16 protein-coding genes and 1 pseudogene are annotated in these 19673 nt (G+C 63.4%); 14 read left to right on the plus strand and 3 right to left on the minus strand.

All coding sequences use genetic code 11. The features are described 5' to 3' along the window. The first annotated feature begins 205 nt into the window (after positions 1 to 205). The 7 genes from rpmF (at position 206) to ffh (ending at position 8642) form a co-directional block, all read left to right on the plus strand. Positions 206 to 385, plus strand: a complete 180-nt coding sequence (rpmF, locus tag H6A16_RS00405; RefSeq protein ID WP_204560275.1) for a 50S ribosomal protein L32 — start codon at positions 206 to 208, stop codon at positions 383 to 385. Between the two features lie 109 nt (positions 386 to 494). Further along, on the plus strand, positions 495 to 1517 hold the full coding sequence (gene plsX / locus H6A16_RS00410) for a phosphate acyltransferase PlsX (protein ID WP_204615185.1): 1023 nt from the start codon (positions 495 to 497) through the stop codon (positions 1515 to 1517). Between the two features lie 125 nt (positions 1518 to 1642). Next, a complete protein-coding gene (locus H6A16_RS00415) occupies positions 1643 to 1885 on the plus strand; it encodes an acyl carrier protein (protein ID WP_204615187.1) in 243 nt (80 codons plus the stop codon). A gap of 3 nt (positions 1886 to 1888) precedes the next feature. After that, positions 1889 to 2614: a ribonuclease III gene (gene rnc, locus H6A16_RS00420; protein WP_204615188.1), complete on the plus strand. Its 726-nt coding sequence runs from the start codon at positions 1889 to 1891 to the stop codon at positions 2612 to 2614. 10 nt (positions 2615 to 2624) lie between these two features. Further along, positions 2625 to 6161: a chromosome segregation protein SMC gene (smc, locus tag H6A16_RS00425; RefSeq protein ID WP_204615189.1), complete on the plus strand. Its 3537-nt coding sequence runs from the start codon at positions 2625 to 2627 to the stop codon at positions 6159 to 6161. Continuing rightward, positions 6161 to 7075, plus strand: coding sequence for a signal recognition particle-docking protein FtsY (gene ftsY / locus H6A16_RS00430; protein ID WP_204615190.1), 915 nt, complete (start codon positions 6161 to 6163; stop codon positions 7073 to 7075). Before smc ends, ftsY begins: the two co-directional genes overlap by 1 nt. A gap of 70 nt (positions 7076 to 7145) precedes the next feature. Next, complete coding sequence (ffh, locus tag H6A16_RS00435) at positions 7146 to 8642, plus strand: signal recognition particle protein (protein WP_204615191.1); 1497 nt, start codon at positions 7146 to 7148, stop codon at positions 8640 to 8642. 40 nt (positions 8643 to 8682) lie between these two features. Here the strand turns inward: ffh and H6A16_RS00440 are convergent, their stop codons facing one another. Beyond that, the gene (locus tag H6A16_RS00440; RefSeq protein ID WP_204615192.1) at positions 8683 to 9513 is read right to left on the minus strand and encodes a MerR family transcriptional regulator; all 831 of its coding nucleotides are present in this window, start codon (positions 9511 to 9513) and stop codon (positions 8683 to 8685) included. Between the two features lie 90 nt (positions 9514 to 9603). Between H6A16_RS00440 and H6A16_RS00445 the strand changes: the two genes are divergently transcribed. The 5 genes and pseudogenes from H6A16_RS00445 to H6A16_RS00465 all read left to right on the plus strand — a co-directional run bounded on the left by H6A16_RS00445 (position 9604) and on the right by H6A16_RS00465 (position 13806). Beyond that, a complete protein-coding gene (locus tag H6A16_RS00445) occupies positions 9604 to 10254 on the plus strand; it encodes a YitT family protein (RefSeq protein ID WP_204615193.1) in 651 nt (216 codons plus the stop codon). 429 nt (positions 10255 to 10683) lie between these two features. Beyond that, positions 10684 to 11532, plus strand: a complete 849-nt coding sequence (gene thyA, locus H6A16_RS00450) for a thymidylate synthase (RefSeq protein WP_204615194.1) — start codon at positions 10684 to 10686, stop codon at positions 11530 to 11532. Positions 11533 to 11541: 9 nt separating this feature from the next. After that, positions 11542 to 12054, plus strand: a pseudogene (locus H6A16_RS11055) (dihydrofolate reductase); the annotation flags it as partial. Positions 12055 to 12138: 84 nt separating this feature from the next. Next, complete coding sequence (locus H6A16_RS11060) at positions 12139 to 12726, plus strand: flavodoxin domain-containing protein (RefSeq protein WP_428830071.1); 588 nt, start codon at positions 12139 to 12141, stop codon at positions 12724 to 12726. A gap of 165 nt (positions 12727 to 12891) precedes the next feature. Next, positions 12892 to 13806 (plus strand): TrmH family RNA methyltransferase, encoded by a 915-nt coding sequence (locus tag H6A16_RS00465; protein ID WP_204615196.1) that lies wholly within the window; start codon positions 12892 to 12894, stop codon positions 13804 to 13806. A gap of 39 nt (positions 13807 to 13845) precedes the next feature. On the opposite strand, the gene H6A16_RS00470 is transcribed toward H6A16_RS00465, so the two are convergent. After that, the gene (locus H6A16_RS00470) at positions 13846 to 15264 is read right to left on the minus strand and encodes an MATE family efflux transporter (RefSeq protein WP_204615199.1); all 1419 of its coding nucleotides are present in this window, start codon (positions 15262 to 15264) and stop codon (positions 13846 to 13848) included. A gap of 190 nt (positions 15265 to 15454) precedes the next feature. Between H6A16_RS00470 and ftsH the strand changes: the two genes are divergently transcribed. Both ftsH and H6A16_RS00480 read left to right on the plus strand, forming a co-directional pair. Further along, entirely contained in the window at positions 15455 to 17377 is a 1923-nt protein-coding gene (gene ftsH / locus H6A16_RS00475) for an ATP-dependent zinc metalloprotease FtsH (protein WP_204615201.1), read from the plus strand. 104 nt (positions 17378 to 17481) lie between these two features. Next, positions 17482 to 18462, plus strand: a complete 981-nt coding sequence (locus H6A16_RS00480; protein ID WP_204615203.1) for an NYN domain-containing protein — start codon at positions 17482 to 17484, stop codon at positions 18460 to 18462. 84 nt (positions 18463 to 18546) lie between these two features. On the opposite strand, the gene H6A16_RS00485 is transcribed toward H6A16_RS00480, so the two are convergent. Next, positions 18547 to 19632 carry an iron-containing alcohol dehydrogenase family protein gene (locus H6A16_RS00485; protein ID WP_204615205.1) on the minus strand — a complete coding sequence of 362 codons (1086 nt, stop codon included), beginning with the start codon at positions 19630 to 19632 and terminating at the stop codon, positions 18547 to 18549. Between the last annotated feature and the right edge of the window lie 41 nt (positions 19633 to 19673).

Raw genomic sequence — 19673 nt, forward strand, 5'->3', positions numbered from 1 at the left:
CTGAATGTCCGAAAACATCTCCGTCCTGAAAGTGGACATGTCCATTTTCAGGACGGAGATGTTTTCGGACATTGTGGAGAAGTGCCAGCTTGAGCGGCGTTCTCGAGTGTGGAGATTATAAAGTCCTGTACAATACCTGCTCGTGTGATAATATCGCTACTTGCGCGTAATCGTGCTCGGAGATAGTTAATAAAGGAAGGTCATCATGCCAGTACCTAAGCAAAAGAAGGGCCGCGGAGCCACCCACACCCGTCGTTCCGCCAACATGAAGATTGACGCCCCCTCCCGCTCCGTCTGCCCTCGCTGCGGCGCCGTCAAGCTTCCCCATCACGTCTGCCCCAACTGCGGCTATTATAAGGATCGTGAGGTCATCGTCACCGAGTAGCCTCGGTGGACCACCCGATCGCGCATACCTGCGATGCAGCGTGACACACATCGGATGTGCATGGCCGGCTCGTTGAGTCGGCCATTTCTCGTATAAGGGGGATAAGTCCATGAACAAGGTACGTATCGCCGTCGACGTGATGGGCGGAGACGAGGAGCCCCAGGTCGTCCTCGACGGCATCGACGCCGCCCTTGCGGCCGACGCCGATCTCGAGGTTCTCGCCGTTGGTCCGGCTGAGCTCGTCGAGCCGTTCGCCTCGTCGCGCGACCGCGTCGAGGCGCTCGTTGCGCCCGATGTCATCACGATGGAGGACGACCCGATCCAGGCTGTCATGCGCAAGCGCAAGTCCTCGATCGTGCTTGCGTGCCGCGCGGTCAAGAAGGGCCAGGCGGCCGGATTCTTCTCTGCCGGCGCGACCGGTGCGATGACCGCGGCGGCCACCGCATACGTCACGCCGTTCAAGTACATGACCGATGAGGGGGAGAAGCGTCCTATCCGCCCGTGCATCGTGAGCGCCATCCCCAACAGGAAGGGCGCCTTCACAGTCTTCTGCGATCTGGGCGCGAATCCCGATGTCGACCCCGAGGACATCGTGCGCTTCGCCCAGATGGGCGCCACCTATGCGCGCATCGTCTGTGGCATCGCCAACCCGCGCGTCGGCCTGCTCTCCAACGGCACCGAGGACACCAAGGGGTCTCACTTCACCAAAGAGTGCTTCCCGCTCATGCAGAAGAAGGTGAAGGGCTTCGCGGGCAACTGCGAGGGCACCGATTTCACCTCCGGCAACTTCGACGTCGTTGTGTGCGACGGCTTTGCCGGCAACGTCGCCCTGAAGGCGACCGAGGGTGCGGCCAAGCTCATCTTGCACGAGCTCAAGAGCACGCTGCTCGCCTCCACCAAGGGCAAAATCGCGGCGCTGCTCGTCAAAAACGACCTCAAGGCCATCCAGCAGAAGCTTTCCGGTGACGCCTACGGTGGCGCCGTGCTGCTTGGCCTGCAGGGCGTCGTGCTGATTGGCCATGGCGCCACGAGCGTCGAGGCGGTCAAGAACGGCACGCTCGCCGCGGCTCGCGCCGTTCGCAGCAATCTGGTCGAGATGCTCGCGGCGTCCATGGACAACATCGTCCGCTAGGCTGCGCGTCGCATTTCCGTCCACACGCTACGGCGCCGATACTCCGCGGCGCCGTAGCGGGTAGAATCTTTGGCGAGTAACGCCACGCGGCCGGTTTGTCCGGCTCGATGAAAGGAGCATCGCTCATGGAGCGTTCAGAGATCTTCGCCACGATCGTCGACATCGCGACCGACGTGTTGGGTGTCGACGCCGACACCATTACCGAGCAGACCACCTTCGACGACCTCAACGCCGATTCCCTCGACCGTCTTCAGCTCGTGACCGCCATGGAGGACGAGTTCGAGCTCGAGATCGCCGACGAGAAGCTCATGGCCATCGCCTCCGTTGCCGATGCGATCGAGGCCATCGAGTCCGCTCAGGAGGCATAGGGCGTGACGCTATCGGCTAAGCTCGCGCGGGTCGAGGAGATCTGCGGTCATACGTTTTCCGACCATAAGCTGCTGAGGTCTGCGATCACCCATCCTTCCGCGGTGGAGGGCCAGCCCGTCGATGCTTCGTATGAGCGACTCGAGTTTCTGGGCGATTCCATCCTGGGCTCGATCGTCGCCGTGGCGCTCTACGAGACCTATCCGCACTTCGATGAGGGAAAGCTCACGCGGCTCAAGGTGTCGCTCGTGAGCGGCATGACGCTTTCCGAGGTCGGCCAGGAGCTCGGTATCGACGAGTGCATCATCTTCGGCGCCTCCGAGACCGGTACGGGCGCGCGCGGTCTGCATTCCGCGCTCGAGAACGTGTACGAGGCGCTCGTGGGCGCGCTGTACCTCGACGGTGGCTGGGAGGCCGCGGAGGCGTTCATCACGCGCACGCTGAAGCCGCATCTGGCGACCGAGCGCGCCGAGCACCCGACGAACCCCAAGTCGTTTCTGCAGGAGTGCGTGCAGCGCGACCATATGGAGCCGCCCGCCTACAAGCTCGTGGGCAGCAGCGGGCCTGCGCATGAGCCGACCTTCACCGCGGTAACCCTCGTCGATGGCATCCGCCGCGGGCGGGGGAGCGGCTCGTCCAAGAAGGAGGCCGAGGCCGCGGCCGCTCTGGATGCCCTCGAGCGCATGGGATACACCCATAACGGCGTGATCCTCAAGCGCAAGCAGGGTTAGCGAGGCCGCCGTGTACCTGAAGTCCCTCACGCTCAAAGGGTTCAAGTCGTTTGCCGACCGAGCCCATATGACCTTCGAACCCGGCCTGACCGTCATCGTGGGCCCCAACGGGTCGGGCAAGTCGAATATCTCCGATGCCATCCTCTGGGTGCTGGGCGAGCAGAGCGCGAAGCAGCTGCGCGGCCAGGCCATGGAGGATGTCATCTTCTCGGGATCGTCGGCGCGCAAGCCGGTCGGCGTGGCCGAGGTCACCCTCGTGCTCGATAACGCGGACCACGTGCTGCCGGTCGATTTCGACGAGGTCGCCATCACGCGCCGCATGTACCGCTCCGGCGAAAGCGAGTACCTCATCAACTCGAGCCCGTGCCGCCTGATGGATATCCAGGACATCCTTCACGATTCGGGCCTCGGCAAGGACACGCATTCCATCATCAGCCAGGGCAAGCTCGATGCCATCCTGCAGAGCCGGCCCGAGGAACGCCGCAGCCTCATCGAGGAGGCCGCGGGCATCTCGAAACATAAGCGTCGCCGCGAACGCGCCGCCCGCAAGATCGCCTCGATGGACGAGCACCTGAAGCGGGCTCGCGATATCAGCCGCGAGGTGAACCGCCAGCTCAAGCCGCTGGAGCGCCAGGTCGACCGTGCGCGCAAGCACCGCGACCTCACGACGCGCGCCCATGAGCTGACGCAGATTCTCGCTGTCGATGAGCTGCGCAGCCTGCAGGCGCTGTGGGGCGACCTCGAGGGCCGCGGCAAGGAGGCCGAGGCGGCGCTCGAGCTTGCCCGCTACCGCCTGGGCGAGAAGCAGCGCGAGCTCGAGAAGCTCCAGGTGATGCTCGAGGAGAAGGGTCTTTTCGTCGGAGATCTGGGCGAGCAGCGCCGGCATATGCAGGATATCGTCGGGCGCATCGGCTCCGACATGCGTCTGCTCGAGGAGAAGGGGCGCAACATGGTCGCGCGTCTCTCCGAGATGCGCGGCACGCTGTCGGGCTCTGAGCATCAGCGCAAGAAGGTCGTCGCCGATCTTGAGGACATCGGCTGCCAGCTCGATGAGGTCCGTGCTGCTGCGCAGGTGGCCCGCGAGGACGTGGCGTCGCTCGAGCCGGCAGCCGATGAGCTCCACGCACGCCGGATGGAGCTCGATGAGCTGCTCACGCGCCTCAACCGCGCTCGCCGCGACGCGCAGCGCCGAGCCGACGACGCCGCCTTGGAATACGTCAAGGTGAAGGAGAAGCTCTCGAACGCCGAGCTCGAGGACTCGATGTACGCCTCGCGGCTCGAGCAGCTCGTCGAGCAGGTGGAGACCGTGGCGGCGCAGCTCGAGTCGCGCCGCGATCGCGCGACGGAGCTCGACGAGCTGATCGACGGCGCACGCACGCGCCGAGAAGAGGCTAAGGGCGCGAGCGAGACCGCTCAGGCCGCGCTCGACGACCGTCGCAAGCAGGAAGCCGAGGCGCGCACCGCGCATGCCGAGGTGACCTCCGAGCTCGCGAGCCTGCGCCGTATCGACGAGCGCATGGATGGCTCGAGTCCGCTGGCATCCAAGGTCGCGCGCACCCATGCGGGCACCGTGCGGGCGCACCTGGGCGACATCATCGAGGCTCCCCGCGAGCTCGAGGACCTGGTCGAACGTCTGCTTGCAACCGATATCGAAGCGCTTGTCGTCGATAACGTCGACGCTCTGCGCGCGCTGGGCTCTTTCGCGCTGGACCAAAGCGCCTCCTCGGGCGAGGCGGTGCTGCTGGCTCGTACGGCTAGCGCGTCCGATGCGGTCGAAGGAGTTGCCGGTTACCGCTTGGTCGAGCGCCTTCGCGTCCGCGAGGGGTACGGCCCTGCGGTCGCGGCGCTGCTGGGCGGCGTGTACGTCGTCGATTCGCTCGATGACGCGCTCGCGGCGCCTGCGCTCGACGGCGTCGTCTACGTGACTCCCGACGGTGCCCGCGTGAGCGCGGGCGGCGTCGTGCGCATCGGCGCTGCCGGGGATGTCGCCGCCGGCATCCTCGAGCGCAAGCGCCGCATCCGCGAGCTCGAAGAGGTCGAGCCGGAGCTTTCCGCCCGACTGGAGCGCGCGTCTGCGCTCGTGACCGAGGCGTCCGAGGCGCTGGCGCGTGCGCGCAGCGTCGATGGCGAGCTTGCGGGCGAGATCGCCCAGCTCGAGGGCGAGCGCACCTCCGTCATCTCCGAGATCGGCCGCCTGGAGCAGAGCCTTACGCGTGCCGATTCCGAGCGTGTTCAGGTCGAGCGGCGCCGCGAGGAGGCCTCCGCTTCCGTTCGCGAGGCCCAGCCGCGCCTCGATGAGCTCGCCCGTGTTCGCGATGAGGCCCGCGAGGAGGTCGAGGAGCTTTCCGCCCAGGTGGAGGAGGCCGATGACGACCTCGAGCGCGTGCGTCGCGATGACGCCGAGGCTGCGGGCAAGCTGGCCGATGCCAAGGTCCGCGCCGCGCAGGCGGCCGAGCGCCTGAAGAGCCTCGAGGCGCGCTCTCCCGAGCTCGAGCGCCGCCTGGAGGGGATCGATCGCCGTATCCGCGCGACGCGCCAGGCATCCCGCTCGCTTGAGGTCCTGCGCTTGCGCGTCGATCCGCTGCACGATCGCTACCTGGCGCTTTCCGAGCGTGCCCTCGACTGGGCGGCGCGCCTGCGCGACCAGGCGTCCATCGAGGAGGCCGATTCCGCCTCGCTCAAGAAGACGATCGAGGCCGCACGCGGGGAGGTCGAGGCAGCCAAGGGGGCCGTCGACACCGCGACCGCCGAGGTGAACGACGTCAAGGTCGAGCGCGGCAAGCTCGAGGTCCAGGTCGAGAACGCCATCGCCGCCATCACGTCGGACGGCTCGACGGTGCTCGAGGAGGCGCTGGCGCTTCCCGCGCCCGACGACCGCGCCGCCTGCGAGCGCGAGCTTGCGGACATCGTGCGCCAGATCAACAATCTCGGCCCTGTGAACCAGGTCGCCTTCGAGGAGTACGAGCGCCTGCGCGAGCGCTCCGATTACATCGCGGCGCAGCTTGCCGACCTCGAGAGCGCCCGCGGTGCGCTCACCAAGATCACGGCTGCCATCGACCGCAAGATGCGCCGGCAGTTCGTGACCACCTTCGAGAAGGTTGACGCGAACTTCCGCGAGGTGTTCTCGATGCTCTTCCCGGGCGGCAACGCGCACCTCGAGATGACCGATCCCGACCATCCGTCCGAGACCGGCGTCGAGGTCGTGGCGCAGCCGCGCGGCAAGCGCATCACCAAGATGATGCTCATGAGCGGCGGCGAGAAGAGCCTGACGGCCCTCGCTCTGCTGTTTGCCGTGTATCGTACGCGTACGGTGCCCTTCTACGTGCTCGACGAGGTCGAGGCCGCACTTGACGACTCGAACCTCGGCAAGCTGATCGGCGCCATCGACCATCTGCGCCATACGACGCAGCTGCTTGTCATTTCCCACCAGCGCCGCACGATGGAGGATGCCGACGTGCTGTACGGCGTCTCCATGCAGGCGGACGGCGTGAGTCGCGTGGTCAGCCAGCGGCTCGACCGTGAGACCGGAAAGGTAGTGAATGCATAATGGGTCTGTTTGATTCTCTGAAGCGTGGCCTCGAGCGCAGCCGCGAGGCCATCAACGAGGTCTTCTACTTCGGCGGCGAGGTCGACGAATCCTTCTGGGAGGACCTCGAGGATACGCTCGTCATGGGCGATATGGGTGCCGATGTGGCCATGTCGGTCACCGACGACCTGCGAGACCTTGCGGCTCGCAAGAACCTGAAGACCTCGCGCCAGCTGAAGGATGCGCTTGCGAGCCGTCTCGAGGAGACCTTCGTGACGCCCGCCTCCGACCCGTTTACCGATGTGCCCTCGGTCGTGCTGTTCGTCGGTATCAACGGCGCCGGCAAGACCACGACGGTCGGCAAGATCGCAAGCGCTGCTGCCCAGTCGGGCATCAAGACGGTTATCGGCAGCGCCGATACCTTCCGCGCAGCCGCCATCGAGCAGCTCGACGTGTGGGGCCAGCGCGCCGGCGTTCCTGTGGTCAAGCGCGACCGCGGCGCCGATCCGGCCAGCGTGTGCTATGACGTGCTGGACGTCGCCGAGCGCGAGGGAAGCCAGCTCGTGCTTATCGACACCGCCGGGCGCCTGCATACCTCCGTCGAGCTCATGCGCGAGCTCGCCAAGGTCGTGAACGTGACGCGCAAGCGCGCCGCGTCGTGCGCTGCCGGTCCCATGCCGGTTCATGTGGTGCTCGTCATCGATGCGGCCACCGGTCAGAACGGTCTTTCCCAGGCGCTCGAGTTCAACGAGGCCCTCGGTCTCGACGGCATCGTCATGACCAAGCTTGACGGCACGGCCAAGGGCGGCATCGCCATGGCGGTGGCCTCGAAGCTCAAGCTGCCCATCTTCCGTATCGGCGTGGGCGAGCAGGTCGACGATCTCCAGAAGTTCGACGCGCACGCGTTCTGCCGCGCTCTTGTGGGTGCAGAGTAGCCCGACGTGCGGTTTTCCGCACCACCTGTCATAATGGTTTCGTTTCACTGTCTTCTTACGGGAGATCCCTATGTTCGAAAGCCTCTCCGATCGTCTTACCAGCACGTTTGACCGCCTGCGTGGCAAGGGCAAGCTCACAGAGGCCGATATCACGAGCGCGATGCGCGACATCCGTATGGCGCTGCTTGAGGCCGATGTCAACTTCAAGGTCGTCAAGGAGTTCGTGGCCAAGACGAAGGAGCGCTGCATGACCTCCGAGGTCATGGAGTCGCTCACGCCTGCGCAAAACGTCGTCAAGATCGTGCTGGACGAGCTGACCGAGCTGCTCGGCTCCACGGAGAGCAAGCTCGTGTTCTCCAACCGCATCCCGAACGTCATCATGCTCGTCGGCCTGCAGGGCTCCGGTAAGACGACCGCTGCGGTCAAGCTTGCCTACCTGCTCAAGAAGCAGGGGCGCTCGCCGCTGCTCGCCGCCTGCGACGTGTATCGACCCGCCGCTGCCGATCAGCTTGCCACTCTGGGTGGCGAGATCGGCGTTCCCGTCTTCCGCGGGGACGGTGCGCATCCCATCGAGATCGCCAAGGACGCCGTGCGCGAGGCCATCGACAACCTCCGCGACGTCGTGATTGTCGATACCGCCGGCCGCCTGCAGATCGATGAGCAGATGATGCAGGAGGCCGTCGACATCAAGCGTGCCGTGAAGCCCGATCAGGTCCTCATGGTCGTCGACGCCATGACCGGCCAGGATATCGTCAACGTCGTATCGACCTTTGCCGATCGCACCGATTTCGACGGTGTGATCATCTCCAAGCTCGACGGTGACGCCCGCGGCGGTGGCGCGCTTTCCGTCCGTGCTGTGACCGGCAAGCCCATCAAGTTCGTGTCCATGGGCGAGAAGCCCGATTCGCTCGAGCCGTTCTATCCCGACCGCATGGCCAAGCGCATTCTCGGTATGGGCGACGTCATCGGCATCATCGAGAAGGCCCAGGAGGCCGCTGATGCCGAGACCCTCGCTTCCGCCGAGCGCATGCTGCGCGATGGCTTCACCATGAATGACATGCTCGAGCAGATGAAGGCCGTCAAGAAGATGGGCGGCATGAAGGGCATCCTCGGCATGCTGCCGGGTGGCCAGAAGATGCTGAACCAGATGGGCGGCAACCTCGACGAGAGCATCTTCGCGCGCAACGAGGCCATGATCATGTCGATGACCAAGGAGGAACGCGAGCGCCCGTCCATCATCAACGGCCAGCGTCGCGCGCGCATCGCCCGCGGCTCAGGCACCACGCCCTCCGACGTGAACCAGCTCATGAAGCAGTGGGGCGAGATGAACAAGATGATGGGGCGCATGCGTTCCATGGCTCAGCAGGCCGGTGCCGGCAAGAAGGGCAAGAAGGGGAAGAAGGGCAAGAAGATGCGCATGCCCGGCATCCCTGGTATGGGCAACCTCGGCGGCATGGGCGGTCTGGGTGGCATGGGCGGCGGCAACCCGTTTGCCGGCATGGGCTCGGGCGGTGGCTCCGAGATGGACATGCTGCGTCAGATGGAGCGCCAGCTGCGCAACAAGTAAGAGCTTAAGGGCGGAACTTCGGTTCCGCCCTTTTCATGTCTCAGCTCTGGATGTCCTCGACGGGGAGCTCGAGGGTCGTGAGAAACTCCTCCTCGCGTGCGGTGTCGCGGTTGTCGATCTCGTAGAGCTCGACGGGGTTGCCCGTCACGGCGAGGCCAAGCCGCTCGGCCTGGGCGTATGCCCGGCGTGCGAGCGGGCCGTTTTGCTCGTAGGGTCCCCGGTAGCGAATCGTCAGGTAGCGGCCAGCCGGCAACTCGAAATCGTCCATGGTATCGGCGCCCTCAAGGACGAAGAACACCGATTCGTACACGTTCGTCTTGCCGGCGGCAATGTCTTGAGCCGAAAGGACCGCTCCGATGCGCATGCAGCCGAGGTCGGGCAGCTCGTTTTCATGCGCGCTGTAGAGTTTCTGGATGGCGAAGTCCATCTCCTCGTCCTGCTCCATATGCGTTGCCAGCCGTACGCACTGGCGGGTGCGGCGATGCACGATCGAGAACGACCCCGTCTCCTGCTGCCGAGCATCATGGAGCATGCGGGCTCGGCGCTCTATTGCCCAGGCGCGCTCGCCGAGCTGCCGGACCTGCTCTCCGATGAGCGCCAGCTCGCGGTGGAGCATCTCAGATGTCTTCTCGACCGTCTGCTCGTTCAGGTATTCACCGATCTGCGCCATCGGCATATCGAGCCGGCGCAGGTCTTTGATGATCGAGAGTTTGTACATGTCGGCAAGGTCGTAGGCTCGGTAGCCGTTTTCCGAACGATGGGGCTTCAGGATGCCCAGGCGCTCGTAGTAGCGCAGCGAATCCTGCCCTATGCCGAATAGCTTTGAGATCTCGCCGATGCGGTAATGACGCTTGGGTCTGTGACGCTCCATAACCTCTCCATACGACGCTTGACCTTGGTACCGTACCAGAGTTTAGCCTAATTGTAGTCAACCACTCGTATAGGAAAGGTGTTGGGACCCATGGGTTCCTGGAAACTTCTGCGGCAAAATCTCTCAGTGCTCGGCCGTAAGCTCGCGCTGGTCATTATCGGCTCCGCGGTCCTCACGTTCGGCATCCACAACATCCATGAGGTCGTCGGCATCACGGAGGGCGGCGTCATCGGTGCGCTGCTGCTTGCCAACCATTGGCTTGGCGTGCCGGCATCCATTGCATCGCCGATTCTCGACATACTGTGCTACGCCTTCGCGCTGAGGCTTTTGGGCGTTGGCTTCCTGGGGTGGTCGGTCGTATCGAGCGCCGCTATCGCTGCGTTCTACGCGCTCTGGGAGCGCCTGCCCAATATGGTTCCCGACTTGACTGCGCTCCCGCTTGCCGCGGCGATCCTCGGTGGAATCTTCGTTGGAGTCGGAGCCGGTCTTGTGGTGCGCGGCGGCGGTTCCGCCGGCGGCGATGACGCGCTGGCCCTGTCTATTCAGAAGCTTTCCGGTTGGAAGCTCGCTCGCTGCTATCTTGTTTCCGATTTGAGCGTGCTGCTGCTGTCTTTAAGCTATATCCCGGTGAGCAAGATCGCGTTCTCGCTCATCACGGTCATGATCTCATCGCCGCTGATCGACAAGATCGTCTCGTGGCGCGCGGAGGAAAACAGCGTCAACGCTGTCGCTGAGGCTTAAACCTGCCGAATCAGGGTCTCTCTCAGGCCTCTGTCTCAAATTTGCGACTTTTGAATGGGTTACATGGTAAGTGACGTTTCGTCACTTACCGTTTTGCATAAGAGGGCGCAAGCCACCTGCGGAAATGACAAATACATGCATAGAATCACTTTCTTGCCGGCGTTCATAAACATACTGAAACGATGAGATATCTCAAAAGTCGCGTTTTTGATCCAGCCAATGTCAGCGTTCGCATGGAGCCCTAACAATCTATGTATAAAACAGGCCTTTCTGCTTCTTCTGGGGTATCTGTTCTCATTCTCCATGAGCAAGGGTCCTTTGCGGCGCAATATAAGGTCAAAGACCGGTCGATCGCGTCGCTGCGAATTGGCGCCATCGGCTGCCCTGGCATACAATGGGTTGCGCTAACTACAATCGATAGGGGAGTCCATGAGCAAGGCTGATCAGCTGTTCGTCAAGATGTGCACGGATGTGCTTGAGCATGGAACGACGACGGAAGGCGAAAAGGTCCGGCCTCATTGGGAGGACGGCACGCCAGCCTACACCATCAAGAGCTTCGGTGTCACCAATCGCTACGACCTGCGCGAGGAGTTCCCGGCGCTTACACTTCGCCGTACGGCGCTCAAGTCCGCGATGGACGAGATCCTGTGGATCTACCAGCGCAAATCCAACAACATCAACGACCTGAACTCCCATATATGGGATGAATGGGCCGACGAGAGCGGTTCCATCGGCAAGGCATATGGATACCAGATCGCCCAGAAGTCCCACTATCCCGAGGGGGATTTCGACCAGATGGACCGCGTGCTCTACGATCTTGCGCACACGCCGTTCTCCCGCCGCATCATGACGAATATGTACACGTTCGCCGACCTGTCCGAGATGCATCTGTACCCTTGCGCCTATAGCGTCACGTACAACGTGACGCACGAGCCCGGTTGCGAAAAACCCGTGCTCAATATGGTGCTTATGCAGCGCAGCCAGGATATCCTTGCCGCCAACAACTGGAACGTGTGCCAGTACGCCATCCTGCTCATGATGGTGGCTCAGGTGAGCGGCATGATCGCGGGAGAGCTGCTGCACGTTATCGTCGATGCGCATATCTACGACCGTCACGTCAACATCATCCGCGAGCTCATCGCGCGGCCGCAGTACCCCGCGCCGAAGGTCTCGCTCAACCCCGAGGTCACGAACTTCTACGACTTCACGACCGACGACCTCATCGTCGAGGGTTACGAGCACGGTCCCCAGATCAAGAACATCCCCATCGCCATCTAAGGAGCTTCCATGGCTTGCAAGCTTTCTGCCATCGTCGCGGTGAGCGACGACTGGGGCATCGGCTACGAGGGCGACATGATCGTCTCGAACAGAGCGGACATGAAGCATTTCGTTTCCTGCACGACGGGTCATCCCGTCATCATGGGGCGCAAGACCCTCGATAGCTTCCCGGGCGGCCGGCCGCTCAAGAACCGCCGCAACATCGTGCTCACGCGCGACGAGCATTTCGCGCGCGAGGGCGTCGAAGTCGTCCATTCCGTCGACGAGGCGCGTGCCGCCGTCGCCGACGAGGATGAGGCCTGGGTCATCGGCGGCGAGGAGGTGTACCGGCAGTTTCTGCCGTACTGCGCCCAAGCGGTGGTGACCAAGAACCACTGCCTGCGCCTGGCCGACACGCATTTCCCGAATCTCGACGAGGACGAGACGGGCGACTGGTTCGTGTTCGAGGAGTCCGAGCCAGCTCGGATCGGCGAGGATGAGGAGGACAGCGGCATCGAGTACCGCTTCGTAACGTACCGGCGCCGCTCGATGGCCGACCTATTCGCTTCGCAGGTTGATGAGCAGGATGAGGAGGAGTCCGCTGCCGAGCCCGTCCATATCCGCACCATGATCCTGTATCGCTCGAAGCACCACGGCAACACGAAGCGCATCGTGGATGCCATCACGGCGGCGTTCCCCGACGATGTCGACACGCTCGATGTGTCGACTGTCGACAAGAAGAACCCCAAGGTCGACCTTACGTCCTACCACCTGATCGGTATCGCGAGCGGCATCTACTTCGGCGAGATCGACCGCGACCTCGCGCGCGTGATGCAGGCGTCCGTCCGCTCGGGCGATTTCGTGTTCAGCCTGCTTACCTATGGCGGCGCCAGCAAGTGGTACGGCAAGGATATCGACGGTATCTGCCGCGCCACCCATGCGAACTTCCTGGCGGGCCACGGATGCCCCGGCTTTGATACCTGGGGTCCCTACAAGCTCATGGGCGGCATGAACAAGGGTCGTCCGAACGACGACGACATCGCCGATATGGTCGCTTGGTATGGGCAGCTTGTCGAAGGTTACGGCAAGCCTCTCATCAATGAGTACGAGAAGCGGCTTCGTCGCGCGGCATGGGATGCGGCTCACCCCGATCCGACGATGATGGACAAGCTGAAGAATACCGGTCGCCATCTGTTCGGCCGCAAGAAGAAATAGCTTGCTGCGCGCTGCTGCCGGCGGTTCAGATTCGGCTTTTTGGTACCAGATGGCCAGAATGAACGCCGGTTGCGCCGCTGAAAAGGTCAACTGGTGCCGGATGTCTACCTTGGCTTGGCGTTTCGGTACCGGTTGGCCGTTTTACTGGAGACAAAGGGAGATGCGATGGGATCCGCTCCGCAGATCATTCGAATCGATACGCTGGAAGATGTGCGACTCGATGCGTATACCAGGCTGACGGAGCGGGAGCTCAGAAGCGTGCTCGAGCCGGAGAAGGGCATCTTCATCGCCGAGAGCGCCAAGGTCATCGAGCGTGCCGTGGACGCCGGGCTCGAGCCGATCAGCTTCCTTATGGGTGAGCGCTGGCTCGATCAGCTTATGCCGCTGCTCGAGCGCGCAGCAGATGATCGTCCGGGCGCGGATATCCCTGTGTTCGTCGCTCCGATGGAGCTTATGGAGCAGCTCACCGGGTTCACGGTGACGCGCGGCGCGCTGGCCGCGTTTCGACGGCCTCCGCTCGCGCCGGCGCCTTCGTTTCTGCGCGGTCTTGTCGATCGCGCGGCGGGCGGACGCGTGCGCGTGTGCGTGCTCGAGGGAATCGTCGACCACACGAACGTCGGCGCGATCTTTCGCAGCGCAGCGGCGCTGAACGTCGACGGCATTCTGGTGAGTCCCACGTGCTGCGATCCTTTGTACCGACGCGCCGTGCGCGTGAGCATGGGAACGGTCTTTCAGGTGCCGTGGACGAGGATCGGTAGCGAGGCGCGCGTGTGGCCGCATGACGGCCTTCGCGACCTGCACGAGGCGGGTTTCACCTGCGCATCCATGGCGCTCGCTGACGACTCGGTGTCGCTCGACGACCCTGCGCTCTCCGAGATCGAGCGGTTGGCGATCTTCATGGGGACCGAAGGCGCCGGCCTGCAGGCCAAGACCATCGCGGGGTCCGACCTGACGGTGCGCATCCCGATGGCTCACGGCGTAGACTCCCTGAACGTTGCCGCGGCGAGTGCCGTTGCGTTTTGGCAGCTCTGTCCCCACGCGGATAACGGCTATCACTATCGGCCCGGTATGTTCGCGTAAGGCGGCAGCGAAAATCTTCGCATCGGGGTGGCAACGGGGCTACACGACGCCCTGGGTGCGCGTCCCCGCATTGAGCTTGGCCGCGCGGTCTTCCGCATGACGCAGCCAGTGGCCCCAATGGTGGTAGGCCACGAACAGGATGGCGGTAAGGATCCACGTGACGGGATAGACCATGAGCATCGTCTCGATCGTATGGTGCATGGGCACGACGACGAGCAGCCAGATGACGCGGAACACGACGGTGCCGAGAATCGTGAGCAGCATCGGGCGCAGGCTTTCGCCGGATCCGCGGATGGCCCCCGACGTGTTGTCGACAATCGAATAGAACAGGTAGAACGGCGCGATGAAATGGAGCATGATCGTCGTGTATCCGGTGACCGCCGCGTCGTCGATGAAGATGCGCGACAGCGGGCCCACGAACGTCACGAGCACCGCGGACATACCGCCGATGACGCAGACGGTGATCATGAGCGACGTATGGTAGCCGCGACGCATGCGCTCGTAGTTGCGCGCGCCGAAGTTCTGGGCGGCAAAGGTGGTCATGGAGACACCGAGGGCCTCAGTGACCATCCAGATGAAGGCGTCGAGACGCCCCGAGAGGCCCCATCCGGTCACCGCGTCGGTACCGAAGGTGTTGACCGTCGACTGCAGGATGATGTTCGAGATGGAGTACAGCGACGACTGGATGCCGAGCGGCAGGCCGGTGGCGAGCATGCTCCTGCAGATGCGCCCGTCGATCCCCAATCGGCGCAGGTCTAGGCGCCATGCGCCCTTGGCACGCATGAGGCGCACGGTCATCGAGGTCGCGTTGATCGTGAGCGTGATGGCCGTGGCCATGCCGCAGCCCATGGCCTCGAGCCCCAGGACGGCGACGAACAGGATATCGAGGCAGGCGTTGATGAGGCAGCCACTCGCGATGATGAGCGCCGGCGTCCGCGTGTCTCCCACGGAGCGCAAAAGCGCCGACCCCATGTTGAGCACGAGCGAGCAGACCATGGCAGCTGCGTAGAAGCGCGAATAGGGGACCGCCTCGCCCATGAGGTCGGCGGGCGTGCCCATAAGGGTGAGGATGTGCGGCACGAACAGGACGCCCGCCACCGAGATGCAGAGGCCGAGCACAAGGGCGATCGTCATGGCGGTGTGGATGGATCGCGAGAGGCGCTCGTCGTCGTGGCTGCCGAAGAACTGTCCGGATATGACGGCGCAGCCGGCGCCGAGGCCCACGGAGAAGCCGACGGCGAGCTCGAACAGCGAGGCCGTTGCCTGCACGCCGCCGAGTGCGAGCTTTCCTCCGAACTGGCCGAGGATGAACGTGTTGATGAGCGCATGTGCCTGCTGGAAAAACGAGCTGAAGAAGATGGGGACGCACAGCAGCAGGAGCTGCTTCCAGATGACCCCTTCCGTCACGTCGAGCGACGCAGCACCGGCATGCCGGCTCGAACGCCTCCACAGCGCCATGTGTTCCTCCCCGCGGTATTCGATTCGAATTCAGTCGAACCCATGGTAGGGGAGCGGGATTCTTTGCGCAATATGGCTATCCGCGGCGGGGAACATACCGAGAACATACGTTTTCGTATGCAAAACCTGACTACTATCTGCGCGCACGGGTATCCTTGTACCATTGAAAACGTACGAAACGGAGTGATTCATGGAGATGGATGACCATAAACGTAGACGGAATATGATCCTCTACGTGCTCATCGCCTTCGCGCTGTACCTGGTGATCAACCAGGTACTGTTCCCCAGCCTCGCCAACAAGCAGATGCAGATCACTGAGGTCGACTACTCGACCATGCTCTCGGACCTCAACGAGAAGAAGGTCGAGGACATGGAGTACACGGTCGGCTCGGATTATGTTGCGCTCTATACCCGCGTAGGTGATGACGAGGGCGTGGCGTACCAGGCGAACGTGCTGCCCGGTGCCGAGGACTACCTGTCGCAGCTGATCGAGGAGTCGGGTGCGAACGTCACCGTTGATATCGCGCAGAACAACAGCAGCACCTGGCTGTATCTGCTCATCACCTTCGGCCCGCTCATCATCTTCTTCCTGCTCGGCTGGTGGCTGAACAGGAAGATGAAGAAGGCCATGGGCGACGACAACCCCTCGATGGACTTCTCGAGCGGCTTCGGCGGCTTCGGTGCCGGCGGCGGTCTTGGCAAGTCCGGCGCGCGCATCGTTGCGTCCAAGGACGTCGGCGTTACGTTCAAGGATGTTGCCGGTCAGGAGGAGGCCAAGGAGTCGCTCAAGGAGGTCGTCGACTTCCTCGAGAAGCCCGAGCGCTATGAGGCCATCGGCGCCAAGCTGCCGCGCGGCGTCCTGCTCGTGGGCCCTCCGGGCACCGGTAAGACGCTGATTGCCAAGGCCGTTGCCGGCGAGGCGGGCGTGCCGTTCTTCTCGATTTCCGGTTCCGAGTTCGTCGAGATGTTCGTCGGCCGCGGCGCCGCCAAGGTGCGCGACCTGTTCAAGCAGGCCAAGGAGAAGGCCCCCTGCATCGTCTTCATCGACGAGATCGACACCATCGGCAAGAAGCGCGATGGCGGCGGTTTCTCCGGCAACGACGAGCGCGAGCAGACCCTGAACCAGCTGCTGACCGAGATGGACGGTTTCGACAACAAGAAGGGCATCGTCGTCGTCGCGGCGACAAACCGCCCCGACAGCCTCGATCCGGCGCTTCTGCGCCCCGGCCGCTTCGACCGTCGCGTCCCGATGGAGCTGCCCGACCTCACCGGCCGCAAGGCGATCCTCGAGATCCACGCCAAAGACGTCAAGACCGAGCCGCCGATCGACCTGACCGCCATCGCGCGCGCCACGCCCGGCGCCTCGGGTGCCGACCTCGCGAACATCATCAACGAGGGCGCCCTGCGCGCTGTCCGCCTGGGCCGCAACCGTGCACGTCAGGAGGACTTTGAGGAATCGGTCGAGGTCGTCATCGCCGGCCAGCAGCGCAAGTCCACCGTGCTGTCCGATCACGAGAAGCAGGTCGTGTCCTATCACGAGATCGGCCATGCCATCGTGGCGGCGAGCCAGAAGGAGGGCGCACCGGTCACCAAGATCACGATCGTGCCGCGCACGAGCGGTGCGCTCGGCTACACCATGCAGGTCGAGCAGGACGAGAAGTTCTTGACCACCAAGCAGGAGGTCCTCGACAAGCTCGCGGTCTACTGCGGCGGACGTGCCGCCGAGGAGCTCATCTTCGGCGAGATGACCACCGGCGCCGCCAATGACATCGAGCAGGCCACCAAGCTCGCACGCAACATGATCACGCGCTTCGGCATGTCCGAGGAGTTCGGCATGATGGCGCTCGGAACCGTGCAGAACGCCTATCTCAACCAGGACACCTCGCTCACCTGCGCCCCCGGTACGGCCGAGCGTGTCGACGCCGCGGTGCAGAAGGTCATCGCCGACGCGCACGCGCGCGCCCTGCAGATCCTGCGCGAGAACAAGTTCAAGCTGCACGAGCTCGCACGCTACCTGTACAAGAAGGAGACGATCACGGGCGAGGAGTTCATGACGCTCCTCAAACGCGAGAACCCCTTCATGCCCGGCGCGACCAAGCCGCAGCAGCAGTAAGCTTGCGCGCATGCGTATGCCTGAGCGGCCCTGCCATCGCGATGTGGCAGGGCCGCTCTCGCTTGTAAGATAGGGATGCCTGATAGCTACGTGAAAGGGGAGCCATGAGCGAACCCATCGATTCCGACCTTCGATTTGCGATTCTCATCGATGCCGATAACGTGTCCGATAAGTACATCAAGATCATTCTCGAGGAGGTGGCGAACTCTGGTATCGCCACGTACAAGCGCATCTATGGCGATTGGACGAGCCAGCGCTTGACTAGCTGGAAGAACGTGCTGCTCGAGAACTCGATCATCCCGATGCAGCAATATAGCTACACCTACGGCAAGAGCTCCACGGATTCGGCGATGATCATCGACGCGATGGACATACTGTATTCCGGCAACGTCGACGGGTTCGCCATCGTGAGCTCGGACTCCGATTTCACCCGGCTGGCTGCGCGCCTGCGCGAGAGCGGCATGCAGGTGATCGGCATGGGTGAGCAGAAGACCCCGCAGCCGTTCATCTCGGCCTGCAACTCGTTCAAGTACCTCGACTTGCTGTATGCCGCGCGCATGGCGGAAGAGGTCGATGACGACGACGATGCCGACGAGGGATTGTCGCGCGCCAAGTCGCGTAAGCGCACCCGTTCCCGCGGCGGAAAGCGCAAGGATACTGAGGTGGAGAAGCCTGAGGCCGAAACGGTTCCCGAGGATGCGAGTGCTGATGTCGACAGTACGGTTCCGCGCCGTCGTCCGGGCGACAACGGTGGCGTTTCCGTCGATCCCGACGTTATCGCCGATGACGATGACGATACCGAGGAGGTTCCCTTCGGCGAGATGAGCAAGGCCGATCGTCGCCGCCATCTCAGGAAGATCCGCGAGAGCATCAACGCCGTGTGCGACAAGTTCTCCGACGACGACGGCTGGGTGTCGCTGGGACAGCTGGGCGACCAGTTGGGAAAGCGAATGCCCGACTTCGACGTGCGCAACTACGGGTTCAAGAAGCTTCGTCCGTTCCTGAAATCGCTCGGTGCCTATGAGTTCGATGAGCCATCGGCGGATAACGGCCAGCGTCAGATCTATCTGCGCGTTCGCGAGTAAGGCGCTTTCGGCCGGACGGTAATACGAACAGCGGGCGGCTCTCCTGTGGAGGGCCGCCCGCTGTTTGGGGAGATGTGCTTGTGGCTACAGGCTGCGGCCGAAGGCGTCGGCAGTCGCGATGGCATCCATGTAGCGATCGATGTCGAACGGCGCTGGGCTCGGCTGCTTCCACTCTCTTGTGGTCTGCACGAGCTCGCGCAGGCGGGGAAGGTGCTCGTCGGAAAGATCCATGTCGGCGAGCGTGACCGGCAGGCCGATGCTCTTGTTGAAGCGGGCGTAGCGCTCCATCTCGTCGGTCTTGCCCTGATAGGCGAGCAGCACGAGCACGCCGAAGCTCACGACCTCGCCGTGCATGTGACGGCCTTCGCGCTCGATGCCCGTGCTGGCGTTGAAGAACGCATGGGCGAGCGAGGAGTTGAAGTAGAAGTCATGCTGGTTCATGAGGTTCGACACATAGCCCGTGTTGACGATGATGTCGAGCGCGATCTGCTGCACGGCCTTGGTGGCGCGACCCTCGCGGACGTCGGCCAGCGCCTGTGCACCATACTCGAACAGGGGCTCGGCGCAGGAGCGTGCGATGGCCAGGCCGAGCTTGGCGGTGTGCTTGGAGATAACTCCCGAGCTGGCGAACTCGATCTCAACCTGTTTGGAGAGCGCATCGCCGATGCCCGCCCAGAACAGATGCACCGGGGCCTTAGCGATGATGTGCTGGTTGATGAAGATATGCACGGGGCTGTCGGTGCGCAGATACTCCTTGATGGAGCCGTCATCGTGGTAGACCACGGAGAGGCCGGTTGCGGCCGAGCAGGTTGAGCAGGCGGTGGGCACCGAGAAGACCATCTTGCGGTCGTTGTGGAAGGCTGCGGCCTTCACGGTGTCGATGTCGGCGCCGCCGCCGATGGCGATGGCAACGTCCGCGTCCGTGAATGCGGGGTTTGCCAGTAGGGCGTCGATGGCCGACTGCGTGCAGTGCGTGCCGTAGTCGATGGTGGCAAGGCGCTCGATGCCAGCGCGGTCGAGCACATCCTCGATCTGGGGCGCAGCGACGGCAAGCGAGGGCGCGCTACCTACCAGCGCGACCTTGCGCGCGTTGTATCGCGCGAGCATCTCCGGGATCGTGCTGAAGCACTCGCCGCCAACGGTGTAATCGCTCATCTCTACCAGTCGCATCGAAACCTCGCTTTGCGTCGTTATGGATATCAATTTCGCAA

Source organism: Collinsella tanakaei, assembly GCF_016900375.1.
Classification (GTDB): domain Bacteria; phylum Actinomycetota; class Coriobacteriia; order Coriobacteriales; family Coriobacteriaceae; genus Collinsella.